This is a genomic window from Kitasatospora sp. NPDC088351 (assembly GCF_040685575.1).
Lineage (GTDB): Bacteria > Actinomycetota > Actinomycetes > Streptomycetales > Streptomycetaceae > Kitasatospora.
Window position 1 is genome coordinate 1 of the sequence record NZ_JBFBIL010000122.1, and the last position, 4,030, is coordinate 4,030.

The window sequence follows — 4,030 nt, forward strand, 5'->3', positions numbered from 1 at the left end:
CCCGACACCCCCGTCATCACCCTCGACGCCCGACGACGCGACAGCGCCAAAAGCGCCCTCATCACCCTCGTCGAACACGCCCTCCTCGCCCGCCTCCGCTGAGCCGGAACCGCAGGTCGGCGGCCCTGGCGGCCCGTTGTCCACGACGGGCCGCCGGGGCACCTCCGGGTACGACGGGTGTCGTCACGGGGCACCGCGCAAGACCCACGCATAAGCAGCCGATAACAGTTCGGTAGGCATTTTGTGATCAACAGTGACTCCGCGTAGCTCGTCCACGCCACTCAGCGCCAGAAGACCACGGTTTTGCGCCATCATGTTGATGAATGTCCCAAATGTGCCGCAGCGGGCGGCAACCGAGAGCTGTTTGTCCCTCATCCCTGCACGTGCTGAAATTCCAGCTACCCCTAAAACCCGTACGACAGTCCCACCCGGCAGCGGGCAGCTGCTAGGGGTAGCGCTGGATTGATCCATGGCCGCCATGCCGGCCGAGAGGTTGTTGTCGAGTGAGGCGTAAGCAGCAAGTCGCCCCGCAGCGGCGCTCCGAGCCCCGCCAGAGCGAGCCGAACGGTACCGCAACGGACCCGGCCGGATTCTCGGCGTTCACCCCTGCCGATGAACGCCCCCCGGTCACCCCGGCCCCGCAGCCCCCGGCCGCGTCCAAGGAGCGCCGCACCGGCGGCGGTTCCGCGGAGGCCGACGGCGGCGGCAAGGGCGGCGGCCGCTACGACTTCGTCCGGCCCCGCAACTGGCGCGTGCCCGCCCGTCTGATCGCGATTCTGCTGATCCCGGTCGTCATCGCCCTGGTCTTCGGCGGCCTGCGCGTCAACACCTCGGTCGACGGCTTCATCAAGGCCTCGCGCGCCGAGAAGACGGCCGAACTCGCCCAGGCGGCCACCGAGCTCGCCGAGGCGCTCGAGAACGAGCGCGACCGAACGCTCATACCCCTGCTGACCGGCCAGGACCCGACCGGTGAGGTCACCAGGAGCCGCGCCACCACGGACACCGCGCTGAAGGCCTACAACGCCGCCTACGAGGCCACCGACCGGTCCGGCGAGCTGCCCCGGCGCCACGCCACCTTCCAGAGCCTCGTCGCCGACCTGCCGCACCTGCGCCAGGTCGCCTACGGCAAGGAGCTGTTCGCCACCGCCACGCAGTCCGCGTACTCGGTGATGGCCGCGCCGCTGCTCGCCTACGACAACTCGGTCGGCCTCGGCAGCACCAACATGACCAGCAAGGGCCGCGCGATCTACGCCATGTCGCTGGCCAAGGCCTCCGCCTCGACCCAGCGCGCGCTCATGCTCCACCTGCTGGTCGGCATCACGTCCAACGCCACCACCCGGTACGAGAACACCGACCTGATCCAGCAGCTCCTGGTCTCCCAGAAGCTGGAGCAGGTGTCGCTGTCCGAGTTCAACACCGGCAGCGCCCCCGAGGACGCCCTCAAGTACGCCGAGGCCCAGGTCGCCCAGGCCAACGCCGATCAGCGCGCCGCCTACCGGATGCCCAACGGCAGCGCGCCCACCATGCAGGGCCTGCTGGCCATCGGCAACGCGTACAGCCAGGCCGCCGCCGACGGCTACAGCCGGGGCAAGCCGGCCGCCGACGCGGCGTACAAGGAGGCCAAGGACGCCGGTCTGACCCCGGAGAACTGGAACCAGGCCGCCAACACCCACATCGCCGCGCTGCGTTCCACCGAGGTCGCGCTGCTGAAGGACGTCCTCGACGACGCGTCGGACCTCAAGGACAACGCGCTCTACGACGCCATCCTCAACTCGGCGATCGTGCTCGCCGCGCTGGTCCTCGCCGGTGTGCTCACCGGCTACGTGGCCCGCTCGATGATTCTCGGCATGCGCACCCTGCGCAACGCCGCCCTGGAGATCGCCGACCACCGTCTGCCGGACCTGGTCGAGAAGCTCTCCAAGACCGACCCCGACCGGGTGGACACCTCCGTCACCCCGATCCCGCTGCACGGCAAGGACGAGATCGGCGAGGTCGCCCGGGCCTTCGACCAGGTCCACCGGCAGGCCGTGGCGCTCGCCGCCGAACAGGCGCTGCTGCGAGGGAACGTCAACGCGATCTTCACCAACCTGTCGCGCCGCAGCCAGAGCCTGATCCAGCGCCAGCTGGCGCTGATCACCGACCTGGAGAACAACGAGGCCGACCCGGACCAGCTGGAGAACCTCTTCAAGCTGGACCACCTGGCCACCCGTATGCGCCGCAACGGTGAGAACCTGCTCGTCCTCGCGGGCGAGGAGGCCGGCCGCCGCTGGAACACCCCGGTCCCGCTGGTCGACGTGCTCCGCGCCGCCGCCTCCGAGGTGGAGCAGTACGAGCGCGTCGAGCTGGCCGGCATCCCCGAGACCGAGGTCGTCGGCGCCGCCGTGACCGACCTCGTCCACCTGCTCGCCGAGCTGCTGGAGAACGCCACCTCGTTCTCCAGCCCGCAGACCCGGGTGCTGGTCAACGCCACCCGCCTGCCGGACGGCCGGGTGCTGGTCGAGATCCACGACAAGGGCATCGGCCTCACCGCCGAGGACTTCGCCGAGATCAACGAGAAGCTCGCCGAGCCGCCCACCGTCGACGCCACCATCTCCCGCCGCATGGGCCTGTTCGTGGTCGGCCGGCTCTCCCAGCGGCACGACATCCGCGTCCAGCTCCGCCCGTCCGGGGAGTCGGCCGGCACCACCTCGCTGGTGATGATCCCGCCGTTCCTGACCCGGACGGGCGCGGCGCCGGAGCCGGAGGAGCAGTTCACCGTCTCCCGGATCTTCCCCGACCAGGAGCCGGCCCAGCCCGACTGGGCCGGCGCCCCCCAGGACGGTCCGCGCAGCGCCGCCGAGCTGGGCTTCGACGACCACCTCACCGGTCAGGGCAACGCCGGCAGCACCGGCTTCAGCCCGGCCCTGGAGGCCGTCCAGCGCTCGCAGCGGCTCGACCAGGTCCGCCGCGCGGCCCTGGAGGCCGGCCCGCACGCCACCGAGCCGCCGGTGCTCGACGCCGAGGTCGAGGAGGACGGGTACCGGTCCGAGGGCGACTACCAGCCGTACGGCCAGGACGACCAGTACGCCCCGCAGGGCTACGACCAGTCCGGCTACGGCGACGGCCAGTACGCCGACGGGTCGTACGGCCGCGCCGACGAGTACGGCCAGGACGCCTACGGCCAGTACCCGCAGCAGGGTTACGACCAGTCCGGCTACGCCGACGACCAGTACGCCCCGCAGGGCTACCAGGACCAGCAGGACTACCAGGGCTACGACGGCTACGCCGACGAGCAGTACGGCCACCCGGTCGAGGAGGCCCCCGCGGGCCACCCGTACACCCCGGAGCCGCCCGCACTGCCCGCCGCCGGGCCCACGGCCGAGCCCACCGCCACCCTGCCGTCCGGGCTGCCGCAGCGCCGTCCCGGCCAGCAGCTGAGCAACGGCGGCCTGAACCCGGCCCAGCAGAGCGACGGCCGGGGCACCGGCGAGAGCCCGAACTGGTTCGCCGGCGCCAAGGACACCTCGGCGCCCACCGAACCGCGCGGACACGAGGTGTCCGCGCTGGGCGGCTACGGGCCCACCGGCCCGACCGGCCCGGCCACCGCCGCCTGGCAGTCGCCCAACGACGGCGACTGGCAGCGCGCCGAGCAGCTGCGCGAGCCCGCCTCCGGCGGCACCACCCCGTCCGGCCTGCCCCGGCGGGTGCCCAAGCAGAACCTGGTGGCCGGCAACGCCAAGCCCACCCCGCAGGACGGGCCGCAGGTCTCCCGCAGCCCCGAGGAGGTTCGGGGACGCCTCACCAACCTGCGCCGCGGTGTGGAGCAGGGCCGCAGCGCCGGCAGCACCGGAAGCTTCCGGATCGACCCCGATCAGGTAGACCCGTCCGGCAACGGACAGCCGAACCGCAGCACCGATCTCTTCGGCGGCTCGAACCACCAGGAGCGTTGAGTTGAGTCAGATGAGCCAGGCCGCACAGAACCTGAACTGGCTGATCACCAATTTCGTGGACAACACCCCCGGGGTGTCGCACACGGTGGTGGTCTCCGCGG

At 71.5% G+C, this 4,030-nt stretch carries 1 protein-coding gene and 2 pseudogenes; all 3 read left to right on the top strand.

Annotation, left to right across the window (positions count from 1 at the left end; translation table 11 throughout):
- Positions 1-102, top strand: a pseudogene (locus AB0P06_RS36600) (ATP-binding protein); the annotation flags it as partial.
- A 401-nt stretch (positions 103-503) separates the two neighbouring features.
- On the top strand, positions 504-3,929 hold the full coding sequence (locus AB0P06_RS36605) for a nitrate- and nitrite sensing domain-containing protein (RefSeq protein ID WP_363615292.1): 3,426 nt from the start codon (positions 504-506) through the stop codon (positions 3,927-3,929).
- A gap of 10 nt (positions 3,930-3,939) precedes the next feature.
- Positions 3,940-4,030: pseudogene (locus AB0P06_RS36610) on the top strand (roadblock/LC7 domain-containing protein); the annotation flags it as partial.